At 69.3% G+C, this 3938-nt stretch carries 4 protein-coding genes; 2 read left to right on the forward strand and 2 right to left on the reverse strand.

The genetic code is table 11. From position 1 onward, the window contains the following. Positions 1–211: 211 nt before the first annotated feature. Both AB0I73_RS40585 and AB0I73_RS40590 read right to left on the reverse strand, forming a co-directional pair. The gene (locus tag AB0I73_RS40585) at positions 212–643 is read right to left on the reverse strand and encodes a peptidase M23 (protein WP_363045400.1); all 432 of its coding nucleotides are present in this window, start codon (positions 641–643) and stop codon (positions 212–214) included. Between the two features lie 136 nt (positions 644–779). Next, positions 780–1802: a helix-turn-helix domain-containing protein gene (locus AB0I73_RS40590; protein WP_363045401.1), complete on the reverse strand. Its 1023-nt coding sequence runs from the start codon at positions 1800–1802 to the stop codon at positions 780–782. Positions 1803–2050: 248 nt separating this feature from the next. Between AB0I73_RS40590 and AB0I73_RS40595 the strand changes: the two genes are divergently transcribed. Beyond that, complete coding sequence (locus AB0I73_RS40595) at positions 2051–2494, forward strand: hypothetical protein (protein WP_363045402.1); 444 nt, start codon at positions 2051–2053, stop codon at positions 2492–2494. Positions 2495–2600: 106 nt separating this feature from the next. Continuing rightward, positions 2601–3188 (forward strand): Imm21 family immunity protein, encoded by a 588-nt coding sequence (locus AB0I73_RS40600; RefSeq protein WP_363045403.1) that lies wholly within the window; start codon positions 2601–2603, stop codon positions 3186–3188. Positions 3189–3938: the final 750 nt, after the last annotated feature.

Genomic DNA, 3938 nt, shown 5'->3' on the forward strand with positions numbered 1-3938 from the left:
GCGCCGGGACGACATCCATGACGCCTTCCTGCAGTTGGCTGTCTGCCTCATCCTGCACCGGCGCGTCCGAGCACTCTGTTAGGACCTCTAAGCGGCGTTTCTATCGAATCCGGGGTGATTCAGGTTGGAAACAGCTCAGCGTGCGGGCCGGAGACACGAAGTCTCCGGCCCGCGGTCAGGCACGTGGTGGAACAACCGTGCGGCTCTGCGGTCAGGCGCAGTCGGGCACGCCAACGATCTTTTGTCCGCCCTGGATGTAGATGTTGCTGACCCATCCACCGGGGACGGATCCGTTCGGGTCGAGGAAGGTCCACCAGTTGTTCGTGATCCCCTCGGCGGTGACCGACTGCCCCTTCTTCTGGCAGGTGGCCTGACCGTAAACCTGAGTGACGCGGCCCAGCAGACGGCAGCTGGTGGACGGGTAGTTCAAGCAGTTGTTGGTCGACTCGTAAGCACGGACGGCCACGTTGGTCCCCCACACGTACACCGTCACGGTGGCTGCGGCACGGGACGTTGCGGGTGCCACGGACGCGGTGGGCGTGGGCGCCGGGGCCGCGCTCGCGGAGCCTGCCGGGATCACGACACCCATGACGGACGCGGCTGAGACGGCGGCAGCGGCCAGGGAGATTCTCTTGAGACGCATGGTGCTCCTATGTCAGTGAATGATGCAAGGGGGACACGTGCGAAGAGCGATGAGCAGGTGGCGCCTTCCCCTGTCAGCCCGCAGCCCGCTTGCTTGTCGAGGGCATGCCTAATAGTGGTGGGGAAGGGCGGGTCGGTCATTGACGAGGAGTGCCAGGCGCTTGACCATGCGTGCCACGTGGGGCCCGGTCGGCTTGGTGCTGCCGGCGGTAGTCCTGGGGGCCGAGTCCGTAGACGGCGCGGAAGGCACGGGAGAAGTGCGCGGGGTCCGCGAAGCCCCAGCGCGCGGCGAGGGCGTGGATCGGCTGGTTGCTCATGAGGGGGTCGGCCAGGTCGCGGCGGCAGCGCTCCAGCCGGCGGGCGCGGATCCAGCCGGCGACGGTGGTGTCCTGGTCCTGGAAGAGCCGGTGCAGGGAACGCAGGGAGATGTGGTGGGCCGCGGCGACCGCGCCCGGGGACAGGTCCGGGTCGCCCAGGTGCTGCTGGATGAAGGCGTGGATCTTCATCAGCAGGGCCCGGTGGCGGGTCTGGGGCGGCATCGACGCGGTGGCGTCGAGGTGGTGGGCGAGGAAGGCGGTCAGCAGGTCCAGGGTGCAGGTGGCCAGGCGGGCGCCGTCCACCGCGGTGTAGGTGGCGGCGTCGGCGACCAGCTGGGTGAGGTAGCCGGACAGCAGGGCGCCCATCCCCTCGCGTCCGGGCAACCGCACGGCGGTGAGCCGGTCGACCTTGTTCGCCGGGAGCGGCAGCAGGGCCCGGGGGAATTGCACCATCACCCCTCTCGTGGTGTCCGCGCCGGCGGCTGCCCAGCCGTGCCAGGGGCGTGAAGTGTTGTAAAGCATCACCTCCCCGGGGCCGCTGGTGGTGTCCCGGCCGCCTTGGAGGAGCCGGTGGCTACCGCGCAGGTTCAGCATCAACTGGTAGGACTCGGGATCGGAGCCCCGGATCAGCTTTGCCGTCCGGCGGGTCTCCAGCGACGGGTAGGCCAGCGCGGACACCTGCACCGCGCCCAGGTCCAGCACTCGCGCGCTCGCCCGGAAGTCCGCCTCGTGGTCGCTGCGGATCGCGTTGGGTATCAACGCCCTGGCCGTCATGTCGTGCCAGGAGCCGAACCGCTCGGCCACCGGCAGATCCTCCGTCCGGAACTCCGTCACCAGCACCATTCATCCCCCAATACGTTGCCGCATCCAAGACGGTCTTGTCGGCGGTGAGCTCAACCCGCACGACCATGCTCTAGCCACTCCACTGATACGAACCCGACACATCGCACTGCCCACCAACCCCCTCACGCGCCCCCGCTCCGGGTCCGGCCACCAGCCCACCCGCCGACGGCAGGGACCACACACCTACGATGCTCCGTACGACTCATTCCACACACCGGGTCACATCCGCACCACGGGGGAGCACACACATGCGCAGGGCAATGACCCTCACGGCGCTCATCGCGGCGGCCGGGCTGATGACCGCGTGCGGCAGCAGCGGCAACGACGCCAAGAAGGAGCACGCCGGCAAGGGCACGGCCACGTCGTCGTCCAAGCCGGCCCCCGAGGGCCGGGGCAAGACGTACGAGGTCACCTTCGAGGTCGGCGGCGAGGGCAAGTCCAGCGTCTACTACAACCTCGACACGAACCGCTCCGAGCAGGTCACGCTGCCGTGGAAGAAGTCGGACAACCTCACCTTGAACAGCACCGAACGCAAGGTCGGGATCACCGTGTCCGTCGTGCCGGGGCCGGTGAAGCTGTCCAACGGCCAGCTCGCCGCGGCTCCTTGCTCGATCACCGTCGACGGGAAGAAGGGCGCCGAGGAACCGGGCGGCGCCGACGGCAAGCACATGTGCGAGTACACCCTCCGGTAACAGCACACCGACCGGCGGCGCATGTGGTCGGTGGCCGCCCCCGGGCTGTTGGCTGCCGCGTGCGCCCGGGCGAGGCGCTGTCAGGGACCGGGAGCATCCTGGCGGGATGAACGTCTCCTCGTCCACCCCAGCCGATGCGGCCCCTGCCTGCCCGGTCTGGGTGGAGTCGAGGGGCGGCCCGTTGGTCGTCGTCCCCCTCTCAGCACTGGCCGCCTGGGGCGGGTGCACGCAGACGGGGACGGTCGTGGGAGACGCCACCGCTGTGGATGACTACGACCGGGCCGGTGCGGTGGACGGCCCGGCCGGGGCGATCACTGTGGGGCAGGGCGGCGCGCAGGCGCCGGTGCTGGCGGACGAGCCCGCCACGAGCTGCTGTCTGCCCGAGCGGTGGGCCTTCCTGCGCCGGCTCGCTGCCGACGGTGAGGCCCAGCTGAGGGCCGCGGCCGAGCTCGTGCTCACGGATCCCGCCACCGCGTGGGAGGAGTGCGGCGCGTGGGTGACGGACGGCCCGGCCGTGCTCATGGACTCCGTCGAGGCAGGCAGCGAACCGGGCGTGGAGTACCCCGGCGGTGGGAGGCCCGCCCGGGCGCCGGTCCCGCTGCCCGCCGGCCGCTGGAGGGTCCGCGCGGTCCACACCAAAACGGACGAGGGGCCCTGGGTCGGCCTGGTGCACCTTCTGTCCGCCGACACCTGACCGGGGAGGGCCTGCGCCGTGCGATGTCTCGGCCTCGTGTCGGTGAACCGCCATGGGATATACCGCGCCGTGACAGTGAACCCCGGGGCCCGTGTGCGATCTCTCGTTTTCGTGTCAGTACGCGACCTGCACGTATATCGCCCGGTGACAGTGCTGACACCCTGATCTCTCATCTCATGACAGTGGCAACACCTGCCGCAAACCCGACCGCCAGCTCATTGACCAGCACCTGCGGACAACGGCGAAGGGAACCACCACTGACACACCATCCGCTGACACCAAACCGAGAGATCGCAGCTGGCTGGGGTGATGTGAGCTTCGGTGCGGGTCTGCTGCGTAGGTTTTCGTTGCTCTGGCACAGGAGTACAACGACAACGTCACCAAGTCGACGGCACCCAATGGTGCCGTCTCCACCGCGGGGTACGACGACGCGGATCAGACGCCGGCTGAACCAGCGGCCGAGATGCACTTCCGGGTGGGGCTGAGCTGGCAGGGCGTCGTTGTCCGGATTTATGCTGGGGTTCCCGGGTGGGCGGGGGAAAGCGGGTGTTTGGGGCGGGACGGTGCAGGGCAGACCCCGGCCCGATTCCAGCGGGCCGGGGTCCGTGCGTGGTGCCGGGGTGGCGGTTGGGTCAGTATCCGCCGTGTCCGCCGAATCCGCCGTGTCCGCCGAAGCGGTGGACGACCCGGAAGCTGCCCACCACTCCGTCCTTGACGCGGACCCCCTTGGTGTGGTGCACCTTGATGCCG

This window comes from Streptomyces sp. NPDC050388 (assembly GCF_040655635.1).
Taxonomy (GTDB): Bacteria; Actinomycetota; Actinomycetes; order Streptomycetales; family Streptomycetaceae; genus Streptomyces.